19 protein-coding genes are annotated in these 17,541 nt (G+C 62.7%); 5 read left to right on the plus strand and 14 right to left on the minus strand.

What is annotated here, in order from left to right:
• The first annotated feature begins 72 nt into the window (after window positions 1-72).
• Window positions 73-1,524, plus strand: a complete 1,452-nt coding sequence (gene gatB, locus V5B59_RS06635; protein WP_034911397.1) for an Asp-tRNA(Asn)/Glu-tRNA(Gln) amidotransferase subunit GatB — start codon at window positions 73-75, stop codon at window positions 1,522-1,524.
• A 137-nt stretch (window positions 1,525-1,661) separates the two neighbouring features.
• On the opposite strand, the gene V5B59_RS06640 is transcribed toward gatB, so the two are convergent.
• Window positions 1,662-2,294 carry a hypothetical protein gene (locus V5B59_RS06640; protein WP_169069122.1) on the minus strand — a complete coding sequence of 211 codons (633 nt, stop codon included), beginning with the start codon at window positions 2,292-2,294 and terminating at the stop codon, window positions 1,662-1,664.
• Window positions 2,269-2,919, minus strand: a complete 651-nt coding sequence (pyrE, locus tag V5B59_RS06645) for an orotate phosphoribosyltransferase (RefSeq protein ID WP_034910919.1) — start codon at window positions 2,917-2,919, stop codon at window positions 2,269-2,271. Before pyrE ends, V5B59_RS06640 begins: the two co-directional genes overlap by 26 nt.
• A 43-nt stretch (window positions 2,920-2,962) precedes the next feature.
• Here pyrE and V5B59_RS06650 point away from each other — a divergent pair, with 43 nt between their 5' ends.
• From V5B59_RS06650 to V5B59_RS06665, 4 genes are all read left to right on the plus strand, one after another.
• On the plus strand, window positions 2,963-3,745 hold the full coding sequence (locus V5B59_RS06650; RefSeq protein WP_332351709.1) for an exodeoxyribonuclease III: 783 nt from the start codon (window positions 2,963-2,965) through the stop codon (window positions 3,743-3,745).
• 170 nt (window positions 3,746-3,915) lie between these two features.
• The gene (locus V5B59_RS06655) at window positions 3,916-4,236 is read left to right on the plus strand and encodes a DUF883 family protein (protein ID WP_034910923.1); all 321 of its coding nucleotides are present in this window, start codon (window positions 3,916-3,918) and stop codon (window positions 4,234-4,236) included.
• Between the two features lie 23 nt (window positions 4,237-4,259).
• Window positions 4,260-4,670, plus strand: coding sequence for a phage holin family protein (locus tag V5B59_RS06660; RefSeq protein WP_169069123.1), 411 nt, complete (start codon window positions 4,260-4,262; stop codon window positions 4,668-4,670).
• Window positions 4,651-4,956: a YqjK-like family protein gene (locus V5B59_RS06665; RefSeq protein WP_034910925.1), complete on the plus strand. Its 306-nt coding sequence runs from the start codon at window positions 4,651-4,653 to the stop codon at window positions 4,954-4,956. Before V5B59_RS06660 ends, V5B59_RS06665 begins: the two co-directional genes overlap by 20 nt.
• A 73-nt stretch (window positions 4,957-5,029) precedes the next feature.
• On the opposite strand, the gene V5B59_RS06670 is transcribed toward V5B59_RS06665, so the two are convergent.
• The 12 genes from V5B59_RS06670 to V5B59_RS06725 all read right to left on the minus strand — a co-directional run bounded on the left by V5B59_RS06670 (window position 5,030) and on the right by V5B59_RS06725 (window position 17,536).
• The gene (locus tag V5B59_RS06670) at window positions 5,030-5,761 is read right to left on the minus strand and encodes a uracil-DNA glycosylase family protein (protein WP_034910927.1); all 732 of its coding nucleotides are present in this window, start codon (window positions 5,759-5,761) and stop codon (window positions 5,030-5,032) included.
• Window positions 5,728-6,987, minus strand: coding sequence for an AmpG family muropeptide MFS transporter (locus tag V5B59_RS06675; protein WP_169069124.1), 1,260 nt, complete (start codon window positions 6,985-6,987; stop codon window positions 5,728-5,730). The genes V5B59_RS06670 and V5B59_RS06675 overlap by 34 nt, the downstream gene beginning before the upstream one ends.
• Window positions 6,987-7,610, minus strand: coding sequence for a methionine biosynthesis protein MetW (gene metW / locus V5B59_RS06680; RefSeq protein WP_169069125.1), 624 nt, complete (start codon window positions 7,608-7,610; stop codon window positions 6,987-6,989). The genes V5B59_RS06675 and metW overlap by 1 nt, the downstream gene beginning before the upstream one ends.
• A complete protein-coding gene (metX, locus tag V5B59_RS06685; protein WP_332351710.1) occupies window positions 7,607-8,734 on the minus strand; it encodes a homoserine O-succinyltransferase MetX in 1,128 nt (375 codons plus the stop codon). The genes metW and metX overlap by 4 nt, the downstream gene beginning before the upstream one ends.
• Before the next feature lie 33 nt (window positions 8,735-8,767).
• On the minus strand, window positions 8,768-10,516 hold the full coding sequence (gene ptsP / locus V5B59_RS06690) for a phosphoenolpyruvate--protein phosphotransferase (protein WP_034910931.1): 1,749 nt from the start codon (window positions 10,514-10,516) through the stop codon (window positions 8,768-8,770).
• A 7-nt stretch (window positions 10,517-10,523) separates the two neighbouring features.
• Window positions 10,524-10,793: an HPr family phosphocarrier protein gene (locus tag V5B59_RS06695; RefSeq protein ID WP_169069126.1), complete on the minus strand. Its 270-nt coding sequence runs from the start codon at window positions 10,791-10,793 to the stop codon at window positions 10,524-10,526.
• A 17-nt stretch (window positions 10,794-10,810) separates the two neighbouring features.
• Window positions 10,811-11,203 carry a PTS sugar transporter subunit IIA gene (locus V5B59_RS06700; RefSeq protein ID WP_169069127.1) on the minus strand — a complete coding sequence of 131 codons (393 nt, stop codon included), beginning with the start codon at window positions 11,201-11,203 and terminating at the stop codon, window positions 10,811-10,813.
• Window positions 11,204-11,273: 70 nt separating this feature from the next.
• Window positions 11,274-12,320 (minus strand): FAD:protein FMN transferase, encoded by a 1,047-nt coding sequence (locus V5B59_RS06705; protein WP_332351711.1) that lies wholly within the window; start codon window positions 12,318-12,320, stop codon window positions 11,274-11,276.
• Window positions 12,307-13,260, minus strand: coding sequence for a glutathione synthase (gene gshB / locus V5B59_RS06710; RefSeq protein WP_169069129.1), 954 nt, complete (start codon window positions 13,258-13,260; stop codon window positions 12,307-12,309). The genes V5B59_RS06705 and gshB overlap by 14 nt, the downstream gene beginning before the upstream one ends.
• Window positions 13,251-14,561 (minus strand): glutamate--cysteine ligase, encoded by a 1,311-nt coding sequence (gshA, locus tag V5B59_RS06715; RefSeq protein WP_034916522.1) that lies wholly within the window; start codon window positions 14,559-14,561, stop codon window positions 13,251-13,253. The genes gshB and gshA overlap by 10 nt, the downstream gene beginning before the upstream one ends.
• 126 nt (window positions 14,562-14,687) lie before the next feature.
• Window positions 14,688-15,170 carry a CreA family protein gene (locus V5B59_RS06720; RefSeq protein ID WP_034916520.1) on the minus strand — a complete coding sequence of 161 codons (483 nt, stop codon included), beginning with the start codon at window positions 15,168-15,170 and terminating at the stop codon, window positions 14,688-14,690.
• Window positions 15,171-15,184: 14 nt separating this feature from the next.
• On the minus strand, window positions 15,185-17,536 hold the full coding sequence (locus tag V5B59_RS06725) for a DNA topoisomerase IV subunit A (protein WP_332351712.1): 2,352 nt from the start codon (window positions 17,534-17,536) through the stop codon (window positions 15,185-15,187).
• Window positions 17,537-17,541: the final 5 nt, after the last annotated feature.

Genomic DNA, 17,541 nt, shown 5'->3' on the forward strand with positions numbered 1-17,541 from the left:
GTCGGAGCGCCCTCCTCCGGCCAGCGCCGGCAGGCCTTTCGCCGACGGTTCTTGAAGAGAGAGTAAGCAGTGATGAAACAGTGGGAAGTCGTCATCGGCATCGAAACGCACGCGCAGTTGTCTACCCAGGCCAAGATCTTCTCGGGCAGTTCGACTGCCTTTGGCGCCGCCCCCAACGTCCAGGCGAACGCCGTTGACATCGCCCTGCCTGGCGTCCTGCCGGTGCTGAACAGGGGCGCCGTGATCTGCGCGATCCGCTTTGGCCTCGCGGTCGACGCGAAGATTGCCCCCCGATCGGTCTTTGCACGCAAGAACTACTTCTACCCGGATCTCCCCAAGGGGTATCAGATCAGCCAGTACGAATTGCCAGTGGTGCTGGGCGGCAAGTTGGCCATACCGGTCGGAGAAAGCGAAAAGGTCGTTTCCCTGACCCGCGCTCACCTCGAAGAGGATGCTGGCAAATCGCTGCATGAAGGCTTGGGGCAGCATTTCCGGGGCCGCTCGGGAATCGACCTCAACCGTGCCGGTACTCCCTTGCTGGAAATCGTCAGCGAACCCGACATGCGTTCTTCCGCCGAAGCGGTCGCCTATGCCCGGACCTTGCACGCGCTGGTGCGCTGGATCGGCATCTGTGATGGCAACATGCAGGAGGGATCCTTTCGTTGTGATGCCAACGTCTCGGTGCGCCCCGTCGGCCAGCCGCACTTCGGTACTCGCCGGGAAATCAAGAATCTGAACTCTTTCCGCTTCATGCAGCAGGCCATCGACTACGAGGTGCAGTGGCAGATTGCCACCCTTGAGGATGGTGGCAGCATCGAGCAGGCGACGGTCCTATTCGATCCGGAAAGCGGTGAAACGCGCGCCATGCGTTCGAAGGAAGATGCTCACGATTACCGATACTTCCCCGATCCGGATCTGCTGCCGCTGCTCATCGATCAGCAGTGGATCGAGCAGATTCGTTCGCAACTACCCGAGTTGCCGACCGCCAAACGCGAACGCCTGATTGCCGACTACGGGCTTTCCGCGTATGACGCCAAGGTTCTCACCAGTTCGCTGGAACTGGTCGGCTACTACGAAGCCGCCGTCGCCACGGCCGGCAAGGCAAACGCCAAGACCTGCGCCAACTGGGTCATGGTCGACCTGACCGCCCGCCTCAACAAGGAAGACCGAGAAATCAGCGAATCGCCGGTCTCGGCAGAACAACTCGGCGGCCTGCTCGCCCGCATTGGCGACGGCACGATCTCGACCAATATCGCCAGGAAGGTTTTCGATGCCCTGTGGAGCGGCGAGGGCAGTTCGGCTGACGAGATCATCGCCAGGCAGGACCTGCAGCAGATCAGTGACAGCGGCTCCCTGGAAACGCTGCTCGATGAACTGCTCGCCGCCAACCCGGCGATGGTTGCCGAGTTCCGGGCCGGCAAGGAAAAGGCCTTCAACGCACTGGTCGGTCAGGCCATGAAAGCGACGCGCGGCAAGGCCAACCCACAGCGCGTCAGCGACCTGCTGCGCAAGAAACTCGGCTAACGGTCATTACATGGCTTAATGTGAAAGTCGCGTATGCGACTCACGAATCTCCCCTCCCCCCTCGCGGGGGAGGGGTCGGGGGAGAGGGAAACGGTCATGACTTTCATGATCGGGGGTGCCTGGAAAAGTCATGACCGTTAGGGCCGCGCTGGTGGCCGCTTTGAAATCTCAACGAAGCGGCGCCGGTCCTCGTCGTACTTCAGCCGGATCGCCTCCAGATCCCTGTTCTTGGACTCGATGACCGACTCCTGCGCCCTGATCTCGTGATCGGCGTCGCGCAGACCCTTGGCCACGTCTACCGGCAACTGTCGGTTTCTGTAGAACTCCGCTTCATCCTCGAATTTCTTGCGCAGCCTGCGGATCTCCGCGATTCGATCCTGCGCAGCCTGAATCGCCGCAGTAAGGTCCCGCTCGGCGCGGCTACGCATGATTTCGATATCTTTTTCGCTGCCATAGGTATTGAGCAAGGCCTGATCCTTGCGCCGCTGTTCGTTGAGCACCCGTTCCTGCTCGCTACGCCGTTTTTCCTCGGCGGCGCGCTGGGCTCGCTGCTCGGCGGTCAGTGGCGCCTCGACAGTCCGTTCTCGGCCGGAAGTACCCAACTCGCGATAGGCACGTCCATAACAGGCCGGAGGCAAAACGTCGCCACATACCTGCTTGCCCTGCGCATCCGTGCAACAGAAAATCGAAGCGGCTGCGAAGCTCGCGTCTCCGCCGGTCACCACCAACAGCAGGAGGGCGCAACTAGCCGCTGTGGGCAAGAAGGCCATAGGTCTGCCGATAATGAGCTACCGCTGTCTCGTTCTGCCTGAAATCCGGATGCTGTTGGAGAAAGCTCATCAGATCATCGAGGTTGGCGACGGCCAGCACCGGAATGGCGTAGTCCCGCTCGACTTCCTGTACCGCCGACAACTCACCGCTGCCGCGCTCCATGCGATCCAGAGCGATGACCACGCCGCAGGGCGAAGCACCGGCGGCACGAATCAGCTCCACCGACTCACGAACCGAAGTACCGGCGGTGATCACGTCGTCGATGATCAACACGCGACCGGCCAGTGGCGCACCAACGATGCTGCCGCCTTCTCCGTGATCCTTGGCCTCCTTGCGATTGAACGAGAATGGCAGGTTGTGCCCTGCCCTTGCCAGGGCAACGGCGACCACGGCCACCAGCGGGATGCCCTTGTACGCCGGGCCGAACAGACCGTCGACGGCGATCCCACTGGCGGTGATCGCCTTGGCGTAGAATTCCGCCAGCCGCCCCAGCGCCGCACCGTTGTTGAACAGGCCAGCGTTGAAAAAGTAGGGCGAAAGCCGTCCCGCCTTGGTCGTGAAACTACCAAAACGCAGCACCTCCTGAGCAACGGCAAACTCGATGAATTCCTGACGAAAGCCCATAAAATATTTTCGCGATGAAAGCCGTTTCCGGCATCGGTCCTCTATGTTACGCATCATTACGTTGAATCTCAACGGTATTCGTTCGGCATGGCGCAAGGGGCTTCTGCCCTGGGCCGGCGCCCAGCATGCGGATATCCTCTGTGTGCAGGAAATCAAGGCGCATGCTGCGGACCTCGATGAAGAAATGCGAGCGCCCGAGGGTTTCCATGCCTACTACCGCTACGCCGAGAAAAAAGGCTACAGCGGCGTCGGTCTGTGGTGCCGCCACAGACCGGAGCGGGTATTCGACGTGCTGGGAAGTGAGGAGTTTGACCGCGAAGGGCGCTATCTGCGCGCGGATTTCGGAAATCTTTCGATCATCTCGCTGTATCAGCCCTCAGGTTCCAGCTCCGAGCAACGGCAGGAGGCCAAATTCCGCTTCATGGCCCTGATCTATCCGCATCTCGTCGAACTTGCGTCGAGCGGGCGCGACATCATTATCGGTGGCGACTGGAACATCGCCCATCAGGAAATCGACCTCCGGAACTGGCGTGGCAACCGCAGGAACTCGGGATTTCTGCCCGAGGAGCGTGCCTGGGTGAGCCGACTGCTCGACGAAGGCGGCTGGTGCGATGTATACCGCAGCCTGCATCCCGACAGCACTGGCGAGTCTTACACCTGGTGGTCGAATCGTGGCCAGGCCTGGGCAAAGAACGTCGGCTGGCGGCTCGACTATCAACTGGCGACGGCCGCCATCACCAGCAAGGCGCGCAGCGCAGCCGTCTACAAGGAACAGCGGTTCAGCGACCACGCGCCATTGACCATCGATTACGACTATTCACTGTAGGCCGATTGACGAGAATGAGTTCGCGTCTGCCCGGAACGGAGGCCCTGGCACAGCGCAACGGCTTTTATGCATTGCTCTCCGCGCCCGATTTCTATAATCTGAGAACCTCGTTGAGGTTTGCCCCTGCACCCTCGCTATTCCTGCCATCATCTTCCCCTGTGAGGTTCATCATGTCCGAAGTTACCGATCTTTCCTCCGCCAGCAAACAAAAACTCGTCTCCGACATGAAGGTCGTCGTCGCCGACGCAGAAGAAATCCTGCGTGCCACGGCTGGCGTTGCCGGCGACAAAATGGGCGATCTGCGCGAGCGCATCGGCGAGCGGCTGCGCGATGCCAAGCTCCGCCTGGCAGATGCCGAAGCGGCACTGGTCGACCGCACCAAGGCCGCGGCACGTGCCACCGACGACTTCGTACACGAAAATCCCTGGCGTGCCGTCGGCGTTGCCGCAGCTGTCGGTCTGCTGCTCGGGGTGATCATCGGTCGTCGATAATCGGTCGCGACCGTCTGACAGCCATGAGCGAGACACCGGGCGGCGCAAGCGGCGGCCTGCTGGCAGCCACCAGGAACAGCGCCGCCACACTGCTGGCCATCGGGCGCACGCGACTCGAACTCCTTGGCAATGACCTCAAGGAAGAAAAGCTGCGTGCCGTCCGTATCCTGCTCCTGTCGCAAGTACTGGCGTTTTCTCTGATGGTCGGCACGATCCTGGCGATCACCTTGCTGGTCGTCGTGTTCTGGGACAACCGGGTGCTCCTGCTGAGCGCTTTCACCGTCATTTCGCTGACCAGCGGAGGTATTGCCTACGCGGCTCTGCGACGTGCACTGCGTACCAGCCATCAACCCCTCGCGGCCAGCGTTGCCGAGCTTGCAGAAGACCTTCGCCAGATGAAAGGCGCCGCCAGCAATGAACCAAGAGCTGATTGACCTTGCCATCGAGCGCGGCAGACTGATCGAACGTATCAGCAACCAGCGCCGGCTCCTTGGCCAGCAACTGCAACCGCTGGGCGCAGGCCTCGCGACTGCCGACCGTGCCATTGCCAGCGTTCGTCAGGGCAGTGATTACGTCAAACAACACCCGGAAATGGTCGCCATCGGCGTCGCTGTGCTGGTCGTGCTGCAACCGCGCCGCGTCTGGCGATGGAGCCAGCGAGTTTTTTTCGTTTGGCGCACCTGGCGCATGCTGCGCAAACAGATCGGGATCCCGGCCTGATCATCCCTTGCCGCGCAAGCCGAGTCAGAGAATCACATCCCTCGCCTCCTCGGCAATCTGCAGAGCCTCCCGGTCACTCCCAGATACCCAGCTCGACCAGTTGCCGGGTCGCCGCTGCCGCCCAACCCTGATTCGCCAGCGGGCTCGCGGGACTCGGATGCAGCACGCGAGCGGTTCTGACCTGCGTCCCGGCGAGCGCTTCGGCTGCCCGCGTTTCGGCGAAAGCGCCGACGCCAACCACCCATTCGGGCTGCAAGACAGAGACCAGCGTCTTCAGGTGCGCATCGCAAGCCACCCGCAGCGCTGCCGCTGCAGCTGCCGGCAGCCTGTCGGGGGTCAGGTTGCGAGCTTGATCGAAAAAGGCCAGCGGGCAATAGTTGGCGACGAAATGCTCAGCAAAAAACGCGTCGGCAGAACCGAAGCGCTCGCGGAACAATCCCCACAGACGCCGCCCACTGACCTCGGAGCGTGCGCAGGCAAAGCCTTCGATCGGTCGCCGGGGATTTTCGACAGCCGGTTTCAGCACTGCGGCCTCGATCCCCAACCAGTCGCGCACCGCTGCGACTTCACCGAAAGGCACGCCGCATTGCACCATCCCGAAGGGACCCGGGTTCATTCCCAGAAAGACCACCCGCCGAGTGCTTGCTCCATAGCGACGCAGGTACAACTCGTGCGCTGACCAGGCATAACTCAGCGGATTGTAGACGTGGCTGACCGGCGGCGAGAAGGTGAGCGTCGAGACGCTGGCCGACAACTGCCGGGCGGCAGCGATCAGCGTGGCGGCGACGGGCGAATCTCGTTCCATGGCGCAACCTTCAGCAACAGCAACATGCCCGGAGCGGCAAGCAGAAAACACAGGATGAAGAAGCTGACCCAGCCCAGCGACTCGACCAGCGCGCCTGCCGTCGCGTTGATGAAGGTCCGGGGAACGGCGGCCAGGCTGGTAAACAGCGCAAACTGGGTGGCCGTGAAAGCCGGATTGGTGGCACGCGCGATGAAGGCGACGAAAGCGGCAGTACCCAGGCCGACGCCCAGGCACTCGGCAGCAATCACGGTGGCCAGAGCGGCCCGGTCAAGTGCATCGACAGGCGCCTGCACGCCACGCCACGCCAGCCAGGCGAAGCCGAGAATGGTCACCATCTGAACCAGGCCGAATAACCACAGCGCGCGGTTGATCCCCAGACGCACCATCCACAAGCCACCCAGCAGGCCGCCGAATACCGCCGGCCAGAGTCCGGCATGCTTGGCAATCACGCCGACATCGGTCTTGCTGAAGCCCAGATCCAGATAAAACGGCGTCGCCAGGGCGGTCGCCAGCGAATCGCCGAGCTTGTAGAGAAAAATGAAGCCGAGCACCAGCAGCGCACCCCGCCAGCCCTGACGGCCGATGAACTCGTGAAACGGCTCGACCACTGCCTGGCGCAAGGTCTTCGGCGCCCCGAGCATGGGCGGTTCGCCGACCAGCAGCACCATCACCATTCCCGGTAACATGAAAGCTGCAGTAATCCCGAAAACCTGCGCCCAGGGCAGCAGGTCGGCGAGGATCAGCGACAGCGATCCCGGCACCAGCCCGGCAATCCGGTAGGCATTGACATGCACCGAATTGCCCAGACCGAGTTCCTGATCGCTGAGGATTTCGCGGCGAAACGCATCGAGCGCGACATCCTGCGTCGCCGACAGGAAAGCCAGCGTCACCGACAACCAGATCACCGGTGTCAGATTGCTCGACGGCGAGAATCCTCCGAGCAGACCAATCGACAGTAGCAGGCCGAGCTGCGAGAACAGCATCCAGCCACGCCGGCGACCCAGGGGCAGGCGATAACGATCCAGCAGCGGCGCCCAGATGAATTTCCATGTGTAGGGAAACTGGATCAGCGCGAACAGGCCGATGGTTCTGAGATCCACTCCTTCGCTGCGCAACCACGCCGGCAGCAGATTGAGCAGCAGGTACAGTGGCAAACCCGAGCTGAAGCCGGTAAACACGCAGATCAGCATCCGCCTGGTCAGCAGCAGGCGTAGCCAGCCAGGCATCAGGATCTTCGTCCGAGGCGATAGAAGGCGAGACTGCCGTTGAGATTGGGATCTTCGCAGACCTCGCGTCCGGCTTCGTCGAAAGCCAGACGTTCGCGAATCTCGATGTCGAGCCGGCGACACAGATCCTCGAAGTCAACAATTGTGAAAAAGCGCACATTCGGGGTGTCGAACCAGTCATAGGGCAGGTCTTCGGAAACCGGCATGTGCCCTTCGCTGATCGCTGCTCGGTTGGCACGGTAGGCGAAATTGGGGAAGCTGACCACCGCCTCTGCAGCGACGCGCAGCATCTCGGTGAGGATGCGCTCGGTGGCACGCATCGTCTGCAGCGCCTGAGAAATGATCACATGCTCGAAGGATCTGTCCTCAAAACCGGAAAGTCCGCACTCGATATCCATCTGGATCACATCCACCCCGTTGCGGATACATCCGAGGATGCTTTCATGGTCGATTTCGACGCCGTAGCCACTGACATCCCGCGTTTCGTTCAGGTAACGCAGCAATCTGCCGTCACCGCAACCCAGGTCGAGAACGTGCTCGCCAGGCGGAATCCAGTTGGCGATCACCGCAAAGTCGAAGCGCTCCCGCTGCTCGGCCCGGACTCTCCGCTCATGCTCGGTCATACGGCGATGTTCTCCAGATAGGCACGTAGCAGCGCGTGATAGTGGGGATCGTCGAGCAGGAACGAGTCATGCCCGGCACCGCAGTCGATCTCCGCGTACACGACGCGCCGGCGATTGTGCAGCAGCGCAAAGACGATCTCACGCGAACGCGCCGGTGCGAAACGCCAGTCGGTCGAAAAACTGGCGACAAAGAAGCTGGCCTTGGCACGCGCCAGCGCAGCGGGCAGATTGCCCTCGTAGTCATAGGCGGGATCGAAGTAGTCGAGTGCCTTGGTCATCATCAGATAGGTATTGGCGTCGAAGAAAGCGGCAAACTTGTTGCCCTGATAACGCAAATAGGACTCGATCTCGAAATCGACCTCGTAACTGAACTTGTGCTCGCCATGGCGCAACTGACGACCGAATTTCTCGGCCATCTGCGTATCCGACAGATAGGTGATGTGACCGACCATTCTCGCCAGCCGCAAGCCCCTGGTCGGGATGACCCCATGATCAGCGTAGTAGCCCCCATGAAAATCCGGATCGGAAATGATCGCCTGTCGCGCCACCTCGTTGAAGGCGATGTTCTGTGCCGACAGCTTGGGCGCCGAAGCGATCACCATGGCGTGCCGGATTCGCTCCGGGAATTGCAGTGACCACTCGAGCGCCTGCATGCCACCGAGGCTGCCGCCAATCACCGCAGCCCATGTGCGCACGCCCAGATGGTCGGCCAGACGGGCCTGTGCCGCGACCCAGTCCTCGACCGTCACCAGTGGAAAATCAGCACCGTAGCGCTTGCCGCTCTCCGGATTGATCGACAATGGCCCGGTAGACCCGTAGCAGCCACCGAGGTTGTTGACCCCGACCACGAAGAATTTTCTGGTGTCGAGCGGCTTGCCCGGACCGACGAGGTTATCCCACCAACCGACGTTTTCCGGATCGTCAGCATAGTGGCCGGCGACATGGTGACTACCGGAAAGGGCATGGCAGACCAGCACGGCGTTGGTGTGTTCGGCGTTGAGCGTACCGTAGGTTTCGAAAACCAGTTCGAAACCCGGCAACTCGGCACCGCTCTGCAGCCGCAGCGGCTCGTTGAATTGCGCTCGCCGAGGCGCAACGACTCCGACTGAATTCTCAGGTGACATCGTGATCGGTTCGGTGGCAGGAAAAAAATGAATTCAGACGCAACTGTTGAGTTTCTCCAGTTGCTCGCGAATCTTCGCCGGTTCCTCATGGCGCAACAGGCGGCGAACGATGGGCGCCAGTTCGGCGCAGTTGCTCTGCATGATCTTCTGCTTGACCGAGAGGATCTGTGCCGGATGCATCGAGAACTGGCGCAGCCCCATCCCCAGCAGCAGCCGCGTCAGGGTCGGGTCACCGGCGAGTTCGCCGCAGATCGAAACCGGGATATAGACCTTTTCGGCGCTCGCGATGGTGTGCGCCAGCAGCATCAACACTGCCGGATGCAGGGGATCATAGAGCGGTGCGACCTCTTCATCGCTGCGATCGATGGCCAGTGTGTACTGGATCAGATCGTTGGTACCAATCGACAGAAAATGCATGCGCCGCAGGAACAGGCCGACGGCCAGCGCGGCGGCCGGGATCTCGATCATCGCTCCCACCTGGATCGCTTCATCGAAGGGAACGCGTTCGCCGCGCAGGCTCGACTTGGCCCGCTCTACTGCTGCCAGCGTCTGATCGATTTCGTGCGCCTGCGAAAGCATCGGGATCAGGAGCTTGATCTTGCCGTACTTCGAAGCGCGCAGGATGGCTCGCAACTGCGTCTGGAACATCTTCGGCTCGGCCAGCGACAGGCGGATGGCACGTAGCCCGAGCGCCGGGTTGCTTTGCAGGCGCTCGCCCTGCATCTTTTCCGGATGGAGATCCTTGTCGGAGCCGAGATCGAAGGTGCGGATGGTGACCGGCCGGCCGCCCATGCCCTTGACGACCGTACGATAGGCCTCGAACTGTTCGTCCTCGGTCGGCATGTCGCCGCGATCGAGGAATATGAACTCGGTGCGAAACAGGCCAATCCCTTCGGCACCGCCATCAAGCGCTGCAGCGACGTCGCCCGGCAGTTCGATGTTGGCCTGAAGATCGATATCGACGCCGTCGAGGGTCACCGACTTCGCTGTCCTGAGACGTCTGAGCTTGATCCTTTCAAGCTCGATCTGACTCTTTCTGAGCCGGTACTCTTCGAGGATGCGCGGATCGGGGTTGACGATCAGGACGCCACGCGTGCCATCGACAATCAACACCTCATCGTCGTGAATCAGTTGCCGGGCGTTATGCAGGCCAAGCACCGCCGGAATGCGCAGGCTGCGCGCGAGAATCGCGGTGTGCGAAGTCGAGCCGCCGACATCGGTGACAAAGGCAGCGAAATGATGTTCCTTGTAGGAAATCACGTCGGCTGGCGAGAGATCGTGCGCGACGACGATCAGATTCTCTTCCTTGATGCCCTTGCCGGTTCTCAGGGACATCCGGCCTGGCTGACCGACCAGTTCCTTGACCACCCGCTCGACGACCTGGCGTATGTCGTAGCTGCGCTCGCGCAGGTACTGATCGTCAATACTCTCGAACTGGGCGACCAGGAGTTCCATCTGCTGCACCAGCGCCCATTCGGCATTGCAGCGACGCTCGCGGATCAGTTGTTTGGGAACTTCCGCCAGTTCGGGATCGGAAAGGATCATCGAATGCAGGTCGATGAAAGCGCCGAACTCGGTCGAGGTATGCTGCATGCGTCCCTTCAGTGCCGCAAACTCCTCACGCACGCGCAGCAGCGCGGCCTCGAAGCGGGCCACCTCCTTGTCCACCAGGCGTGGCGCGATGAACAGATGCGAGACCTCGAGTGTCGCGTGCGACATCAGATGCGCCTGTCCAATCGCGATGCCACCGGAGACCGCCAGGCCATGCAGGGTAAAACTCATGATGCACTCACTCCGCCTCGCCGAACCTTTCCGCGATCAATCCGAGGATCGCCTCGTTCGCTGCCTGTTCGTCCGCACCGTCGGTCTCGACGACCACTGTCGAACCCTTGCCGGCAGCCAGCATCATCACGCCCATGATGCTCTTGGCGTTGATGCGGCGCGCCCCCTTCTCCATCCAGACGTCGCTGGCGAAGCGGCTGGCAAGTTGCGTCAGCTTGGCCGAAGCACGGGCATGCAGGCCCAGCTTGTTAATGATTGCAGTTTCAGCACGTACCATCAAAAACTCCTGTGATTCTAGGCAGGCGGCGGCAGCTTTACGACGCCATCATGGGCACCGCTGATCGCCTTCTGCAACATGGTTTCCATCCCTTTCTCGCGATAGGTCAGAGCGCGCAGCAGCATCGGCAGACTGAGGCCGGCAATGCCTTCGACACGGCCCGGCTCGAGCAGCTTGAGCGCCAGGTTGCCGGGTGTCGCACCGAAAACGTCGGTCATCACCAGGACCCCTTCGCCATGGTCGACTTCTTTCAGCAGCAGGCGCGCCAGCGGCAGGATGTCGAGCGGATCGTCCTGAGCTGCCACGCCAAGCTGTGCGATCAGGGGCGGACGCTTGTTGAGCACGTGACAAATATTCTGGATCAGGCTTTCACCAAACGAGCCATGCGTTATCAGGAGAATACCGATCATTGTTTCCACCCCTTACGACAGGCCGTCATTCTAAGCGATTCCGCGCTGCTCGGCAGCATTGGCGAACGCCTCAAGGGATGACTTCAAGCCCCTTCGGCTCGCCGCCGACGTATTCGAGCCGACCGTGCAGCGCACGGCTGACCTGCACCTGGCCTTGTGCGTCGACCCGCAGCACCTGCTCGACCTGCAGCGCACGCGCCAGGCGCGGCCAGTCGCTACCGGCAATGAACAGAGGCTTGGAGGCGACATCGGAAAGTGTCCCGGCCGCCGCGCGCGGCGTGATCAGGACGCTCAACGACTGCGTATGCGGCACCGGCTGCGCACTGCGCGGGTCGAGCAGATGGCAGTAGCGATGGCCGTCGAGCTCGAAGAAACGCTGATAGTCACCCGAGGTGCCGATCGCCTCACCATTCGCCAGTTCGACTGTCGCCAGCGGCCCGGGCTGACGCGGGTGCTGGATGCCGACGCGCCAGCGCTGCCCATTCTTGCTCCCCAGCGCCATGACATTGCCGCCGATGTTGATCAGTGCATTGTGCACCCCCTGCGCCTGCAGAATGGCCGCCGCGCGGTCGAGCGCGACACCCTTGAGGTAACCCCCGAAATCGAGGGCCACTTCGCGCTTGTCGCTGCTGACGTAAGCGCCCTCGATCCGCAGGTCGAGAAGGCTCGGCCGGACTGCCCGCCAGGCAGCCAGAGCCAGCGGATCGGGCAGGATGGCCGGCAATTCATCGGACTGAAAACCCCAGAGGCCGATCAGACGGCCGATTCCCGGGTCGAAAAGCTGTTCGCCGAGGCGAGTCAGATGCTGCGCCTCGGTAATCAGCTCGGCCATTTCCGGCGTCACCGGCTGCCGCCGGCCAGCCGCAATGGCCGCGTTCAGCGCGCTCAGTTCGGATGGCTTCCAGGCATGGTAGGTTCGATGCAGACGATCGAACTCGCGCAGCACGGCTGCCGCTGCCGGACGTGCTGCCGCTTCGTCCAGGCCGGCGATCAGCACTTCGACGCGGGTCCCGAAAACGAAGGCTTCCTGATGGTGCAAGGGCGCCCGCTCGCAGGCCGCCAGGACGCTGGCAAGAAGCAGCGCGAGCAGGCAGACTAGGAGGCTAGGAGGCGGCAAGGCACTGACGGTCGAGGGCGGCAATGAACATGGCGGCGGCGTCGAAACCGGTCTGCCCGGCGATTTCGACCATGCAGGTCGGGCTGGTGACGTTGATTTCCGTCAGCCAGTCGCCGATCACGTCGAGACCGACCAGCAACAGGCCGCGGGCGGCCAGCACCGGCGCCAGCGTGCTGGCGATTTCCCAGTCGCGCGCGCTCAGTTCGCGGGCCACGCCGGTGCCGCCGGCAGCCAGGTTGCCACGGGTTTCGCCGGCCTTGGGGATGCGCGCCAGGCAATAGGGAACCACTTCACCGCCAACGATCAGGATGCGCTTGTCGCCATCGACGATCTCGGGGATGTAGCGTTGCGCCATGAGCGTGCGCGCGCCGTCACGGGTCAGCGTTTCGACGATCACGTTGCGGTTCGGGTCGTCATGACGGACACGGAAAATCTGGGTACCCCCCATGCCGTCGAGCGGTTTGAGAATCGTGTCGTGTTCGTAGTCGATGAACGAGTGAATCACCGCAGCATCGCGCGCCACCAGTGTCGGTACCGAAAAATGCGCGAATTCGGCGATCGACAACTTTTCGGAATGGTCGCGCAATGCGCGCGGTCGGTTGAAAACGCGCGCGCCCTCGGCTTCGGCACCTTCGAGCAACCAGGTGGTGGTCACGTATTCCATGTCGAAGGGTGGATCCTTGCGCATCACAACGGCGCGAAAATCACGCAGGGCGACGACGCGACGGTCGACCTCGACGAACCAGTCCTGATCGTCGGCGAGCATTTCCAGATGCACCGCGGCAGCGCAGACGCCGTGCAGCGGCGACCAGTGAATCGCCTCCTGCTGGATCGTCCACACCGCGTGCCCTGCCGCCTGGGCAGCGCGCATCATCGCGATACTGGTGTCCTTGTAGGCCTTCAGCGACCGCAGAGGGTCGACGATGAATGCTATGCGCATGCCACTTGCTCCTCTATCGGTGCCGTACGTTCGAGTTCGAGCGAGGCCGCGAGCTGCGCCAGGCGGGCAACCACGCCGTAAACGTAAAAGCGGTTCGGTGCAGCATCGGGATTCTGGCAATGGTCGGGCAGCGAGCAACTGGTCTCGAAGGCCAGCGGCTCGAAGTGCATGCCCGGCGCGTTGAGATTCTCATCCTTGCCACGCCCGCTATGGACACGGTAGAAGCCGCCCACGACAAAGCGGTCGATCATGTACACCACCGGTTCGGCGACACCTTCGTCGCTACCGCTGCCGACCCGCTCATAGGAATGCACTCCTTCCTGGATGATCACCTGCGACACCGCCAGGCCTTCCTTGATCACCGACATCTTGTTGCGCTGCCTGCGGTTGAGGCCGGTCACCTGCGCCGCATCCTTGACCGTCATCACCCCCATGCCGTAAGTACCGGCGTCGGCCTTGACGACCACGTAAGGAGTTTCTTCGATCCCGTATTGCTGGTATTTCTCGCGGATCAGACCGAGCACGGCATCGACATTGGCAGCCAGGCAGTCCTCGCCCTGTCGCTCATGAAAATTGACGCTGCTGCAGACCGAGAAGTAGGGGTTGATCCGCCACGGGTCGATCCCGACCAGTCTGGCGAAATCCCCCGCCACCTCATCGTAGGCCGCAAAGTGGTTCGACTTGCGGCGCAAAGCCCAACCCGCATGCAGCGGCGGCAGAACGAACTGCCCGTCGAGGTTCTGCAGGATGGGCGGGATACCCGCCGAGAGATCGTTGTTGAGCAGGATCGCGCAGGGGTCGAAGCCTTCGAGGCCCAGCCGGGAGCGGCTGCGCAGCAGCGGTTCGAGAAGCAGCGAACTGCCGTCGGGAAGCGCCACCGGCGTCGGCCTGTCGATCTCCGGCGACCACGAGCCGAGGCGCACGTCGAGGCCGGTCAGGCGCAGGATCGCCGCGAGCTGTGCGACGTTCTGCAAATAAAAGAGGTTGCGCGTGTGCTTCTCGGGAATCAGCAGCAGCCTCCTGGCGTCGGGGCAGATCCGGTCGATCGCCGCCATCGCTGCCTGCACGCAGAGCGGCAGGAAGGTGGCGTCGAGGTTGTTGAAGCCCCCGGGAAACAGGTTCATGTCCACCGGCGCAAGCTTGAAACCTGCGTTGCGCAGGTCGACCGAGCCATAAAAAGGCGGCGTGTGCTCCTGCCACTGCCCGCGCAACCAGCGCTCGATCTCCGGCATGGCGTCGAGGAAACGCCGCTCAATCTCCAGCAGTGGCCCGCTGAAGGCAGTCATGAGACGTGGAACCATGGGCTTTCTCTCCTTCCGTCAGCGCCGGTCGACGCAGCGGAATGCTCGGTGGGAACACCTGCTCTACGGCAGATCGACTGGTGATCTTACAGCAGCACGGCTTCGGCAGGCGATCCGGACGCACCGTCAGCGTTCCCCCCAGGGCATCACCGGCACCGTCGAGATGCTGTTCGCTGGCGCGCCGTCGATCAGCTTGCGACTGATCGCGAGGTAGACCAGGGTCTTGTGGGCTTCGTCCCACATCCGGATGACGCGCGTCTCCTTGAACAGAATCGAGGTATCTTCGGCAAACACCGTTGCCTCTTTCGGCAGCTTCGCGGGCAGAACAATCGGTCCAGTCTGCCGGCATGCCAGCGAGAACTGCGAGGGGTCCTGCGCGAGGCCGAACGAGCCGCTGATGCCGCCGGTTCTCGCCTGGCTGACATGACAGGTCACACCCGGCACTTTCGGATCAGGAAAACTCTCGACGCAGACCCGGTGATTGGCGCCAACCAGCTTCCACTCGGTGGTCACACAACCGACCTGCTCGGCCATCGCCAGTGCGCTCCAGAAGGCAAGCAGGCCCCAGACAACAGCCTGCCGAAACGACGTCCAATGATTGCGATTCATCAATTTCACTCTCCTCACTCCGGATACGCGGCCAGCGTCACCTGGCCGAGTTGCCCCACCGGCGAGCCGCGCCGCGCACGCTGACCGAGATGCCGATCTTCCGAAAGCAGGGTCTTGATGCGGTTTCGGAACATCCCCTTGATCGTCACCCGGTCACCCTGGATGGCAACGACCGCGCGCAAGGATTCGTCGTCGTGCAGGCCGATGATCTGCACGCCCTTGCCGGCCGACAGGCGCTTCATCTGTTCGAGCGGAAAAATCAGCAGGCGGCCATCTTCGGATAATGCCGCCAGATGATCCTTGCCGGCAAGCCGCAGCGGCGGCAGGATGGTCGCGCCCTCTTCGACGCTCAGGAAGGCCTTGCCGGCCTTCTGACGCGACAAGAGGTCGGCGTAGGTGCAGATGAAGCCGTAGCCCGAGGTCTTGGCGACCAGCAGTTCGTCCTCCGGCAGTCCGGTGAGTACATGCGCGACCTTCCCGGTACCGAGCTCGACGAACGACGACAGCGGCGCGCCCATGCCGCGACCGTCGGGAAGACTGGCGACCGCCAGGGTGAACGCACGCCCTTCGGTCGACAGGATCACCAGCGAGTCCACCGAGCGGCATTCCTGCGCCGAACCGGCGCGATCGCCATCCTTGAAGACGACGCCCGAAAGGTCGAGGTTGTGCCCCTGCCGGACACGCGCCCAGCCCTTCTCGGAGATGATCACGGTCACCGGTTCATCGGCGACGGCAGCGACCTCCGAGCGCGAAGCGGTGGCCGCCGCGAGGAGGATCGTCCGGCGGGCGTCGCCATGCTTCTCGGCATCGGCCCGAATTTCGCGAATCACCTGCCGGCGCAACAGCGTGTCGCTGCCGAGCAGCCTGACCAGACCTTCGCGTTCACCACGCAGCTTCGCCAGTTCCTGCTCGATGCGAATTCCCTCGAGTCGGGCCAACTGACGCAGGCGGATTTCCAGGATGTCTTCGGCCTGCCGGTCCGAGAGCGTGAAGCGCGCGATCAACGCCCTTTTCGGATCGTCGGATTCGCGAATGATGCGGATCACTTCGTCGATGTTGAGGAAGACGATGTGCCGGCCTTCGAGAATGTGGATGCGGTCGTCGGCCTTCTGCAGGCGGAACTCGGTACGCCGATGCACGGTCCGGATGCGGAAGCTGCACCACTCGCCGATCAGGTCGGCGAGCGATTTCTGGCACGGCCGGCCGTCGATGCCGACCGCCACCAGGTTGATCGGTGCCGAGGTTTCGAGGCTGGTATGCGCCAGCAGCAGCGCCACGAACTCGTTGCGATCGATGCGCGAGCTGCTCGGCTCGAAGACCAGACGCACGTCGTCGTCCTTGCCCGACTCGTCGCGCGCGCGATCGAGCTGCGAAGCCATCAGCGCCTTGAGCTGCGCCGCCGCCTGTTCGATCACCTTCTTGCCCGGTTTCGGCTGTGGATTGAGCAGAGCCCCGACCTCGGAGAGCACCCTGGCCGAGGAAACGCCCGGTGGCAACTCCTTGAAAACCACCTGCCAGGCGCCACGCGCCATCTCCTCGATCTCGTAACGCGCACGCACGCGCAGGCTGCCGCGGCCGCTGCCATAGGCGGCGGCGATGTCGCTCGCCGACGAGATGATCTGCCCGCCACCGGGGTAGTCGGGGCCGGGGAGGTGCGCCATCAGTTCGCGGACGCCGGCGGCCGGGTGCTCGATCTTGTGGATCACCGCTGCGGCGACTTCGCGCAGATTGTGCGAAGGCATTTCGGTGGCCATGCCGACGGCGATTCCCGAAGCGCCGTTGAGCAGCAGGAAAGGTAGCCTTGCCGGCAAAAATGCCGGTTCATCGAAGGAGCCGTCGTAATTCGGCTGAAAATCGACGGTGCCTTCACCGAGTTCGCCGAGCAGCAGTTCGGCGATCGGCGTCAGGCGCGCTTCGGTGTAGCGCATCGCCGCGGCGTTGTCGCCGTCACGCGATCCGAAATTGCCCTGGCCATCGACCAGCGGGTAGCGCAGCATGAACGGCTGCGCCACGCGCACCATCGCGTCGTACGCCGAGGTGTCGCCGTGCGGGTGATACTTGCCGATCACGTCGCCGACGACGCGCGCCGACTTGACCGGTTTGGCGGTCGCCGACAATCCGAGTTCGCGCATCGCGAAGAGAACGCGGCGCTGCACCGGTTTCAGCCCGTCCTTGACATCCGGCAGCGCGCGACCCTTGACCACCGCGATCGCATACTCCAGGTAGTCGCGCGCCGCCGAATCGTGCAGCAGGATGCTGTCGTCGTCTTCGCCAGGCGGCAGCACCGCCGGCGGCGGTACGGCTGGCGGTGCCGCCGGCACCTCGAGCAGGTCGCCAAACAGGTCTGGCGTCGAATTTTTCCTCACTGGCA

It is taken from the genome of Candidatus Accumulibacter contiguus, from assembly GCF_036625285.1.
GTDB lineage: Bacteria > Pseudomonadota > Gammaproteobacteria > Burkholderiales > Rhodocyclaceae > Accumulibacter > Accumulibacter contiguus.

Coding starts and splice junctions, on each gene's coding strand:
- gatB (WP_034911397.1), top strand. CDS start 73: ATGAAACAGTGGGAAGTCGTCATCGGCATCGAAACGCACGCGCAGTTG.
- V5B59_RS06640 (WP_169069122.1), bottom strand. CDS start 2,294: ATGGCCTTCTTGCCCACAGCGGCTAGTTGCGCCCTCCTGCTGTTGGTG.
- pyrE (WP_034910919.1), bottom strand. CDS start 2,919: ATGGGCTTTCGTCAGGAATTCATCGAGTTTGCCGTTGCTCAGGAGGTG.
- V5B59_RS06650 (WP_332351709.1), top strand. CDS start 2,963: ATGTTACGCATCATTACGTTGAATCTCAACGGTATTCGTTCGGCATGG.
- V5B59_RS06655 (WP_034910923.1), top strand. CDS start 3,916: ATGTCCGAAGTTACCGATCTTTCCTCCGCCAGCAAACAAAAACTCGTC.
- V5B59_RS06660 (WP_169069123.1), top strand. CDS start 4,260: ATGAGCGAGACACCGGGCGGCGCAAGCGGCGGCCTGCTGGCAGCCACC.
- V5B59_RS06665 (WP_034910925.1), top strand. CDS start 4,651: ATGAACCAAGAGCTGATTGACCTTGCCATCGAGCGCGGCAGACTGATC.
- V5B59_RS06670 (WP_034910927.1), bottom strand. CDS start 5,761: ATGGAACGAGATTCGCCCGTCGCCGCCACGCTGATCGCTGCCGCCCGG.
- V5B59_RS06675 (WP_169069124.1), bottom strand. CDS start 6,987: ATGCCTGGCTGGCTACGCCTGCTGCTGACCAGGCGGATGCTGATCTGC.
- metW (WP_169069125.1), bottom strand. CDS start 7,610: ATGACCGAGCATGAGCGGAGAGTCCGGGCCGAGCAGCGGGAGCGCTTC.
- metX (WP_332351710.1), bottom strand. CDS start 8,734: ATGTCACCTGAGAATTCAGTCGGAGTCGTTGCGCCTCGGCGAGCGCAA.
- ptsP (WP_034910931.1), bottom strand. CDS start 10,516: ATGAGTTTTACCCTGCATGGCCTGGCGGTCTCCGGTGGCATCGCGATT.
- V5B59_RS06695 (WP_169069126.1), bottom strand. CDS start 10,793: ATGGTACGTGCTGAAACTGCAATCATTAACAAGCTGGGCCTGCATGCC.
- V5B59_RS06700 (WP_169069127.1), bottom strand. CDS start 11,203: ATGATCGGTATTCTCCTGATAACGCATGGCTCGTTTGGTGAAAGCCTG.
- gshB (WP_169069129.1), bottom strand. CDS start 13,260: ATGCGCATAGCATTCATCGTCGACCCTCTGCGGTCGCTGAAGGCCTAC.
- gshA (WP_034916522.1), bottom strand. CDS start 14,561: ATGGTTCCACGTCTCATGACTGCCTTCAGCGGGCCACTGCTGGAGATT.
- V5B59_RS06720 (WP_034916520.1), bottom strand. CDS start 15,170: ATGAATCGCAATCATTGGACGTCGTTTCGGCAGGCTGTTGTCTGGGGC.